The 855-nt window shown below is 56.4% G+C and carries 2 protein-coding genes; both read left to right on the top strand.

Annotated features, from left to right (window positions below; all coding sequences use genetic code 11):
- A partial coding sequence (locus AWB68_RS45535) for a type II toxin-antitoxin system CcdA family antitoxin (RefSeq protein ID WP_125483329.1) occupies window positions 1-200 on the top strand: 200 nt, incomplete at its 5' end.
- Window positions 200-517 (top strand): CcdB family protein, encoded by a 318-nt coding sequence (locus AWB68_RS45530; protein ID WP_087650512.1) that lies wholly within the window; start codon window positions 200-202, stop codon window positions 515-517. The genes AWB68_RS45535 and AWB68_RS45530, both read left to right, overlap by 1 nt.
- Window positions 518-855: the final 338 nt, after the last annotated feature.

The raw sequence follows: 855 nt of genomic DNA, 5'->3' as shown, positions 1-855 counted from the left end.
TAACCCTGGCGCTCGACGTCTACGAACGTGCCAAAGATCTTGGGATCAACTTTTCGCGCACCTGTGAACAGGCGCTGCGCGAAGCGATCAAAGCTGAAGAAGGGCGTCGCTGGGCCGAAGAGAACGCCGAGTTCATTAGAAACACCAATGATTGGGTTGAAAAGAATGGGCTTCCGCTCGCTGAATACCGGATGTTTTGATGGCGCGATTCGACGTCTACGCCAACGCCGGCCGGAGCAAGGCGAACACACCGTACCTTGTCGACGTGCAAAATGACTTTCTCGAAGGACTGACATTTCGTGTGGTCGTCCCGCTCATCCGCGCTGAGTCGTTTCAAGCCGGAAAACTTCCCGCCGATTTCACCCCCTTCTTCGAGATCGGCGGTACCAAGTGCTTGATGCATCCGGCGTTTATTGGGTCTGTCCCGTTAAGCGAGCTAGGTTCCGCAGTCGGTTCGTTGCGGGAGGATCGTGACAAGATCATCGCAGCGCTTGATCGCCTACTGGGTGGATACTGATGGGCGGTCCTGGCGTGCCGGCCCGGCGAATTGATGGTTGCGAGATGGGCTGTGGGATATTCGCTTCGCAAGGGCATGTAGCGTAGTCATGCGATCTGTTCGGGTCGGGCTATCGCGAGCGTTTTTACGTAGCGGAAGAAGCGCTGCACGGCTTCGCATTCTCGACCGGCTTGATAGACGAGAGCTACTGCTTCATCTCGGTGACATGCTTGAAGCATTGAGCTGTTTGGCCAAGACCGGTCTACAGGATGTACCGGTAGCGCTGCTTGCAAGACAACAGGAATCGTTGCAAGACTTCGAGTTCCTCCCGACGGTCGCACCGAGGATGAAGGTGGCCG

The sequence above is a fragment of the Caballeronia choica genome (assembly GCF_001544535.1).
GTDB lineage: Bacteria > Pseudomonadota > Gammaproteobacteria > Burkholderiales > Burkholderiaceae > Caballeronia > Caballeronia choica.
Note: the sequence above shows the minus strand (reverse complement) of the source record. Positions and strands in the feature narration are given on the sequence as shown.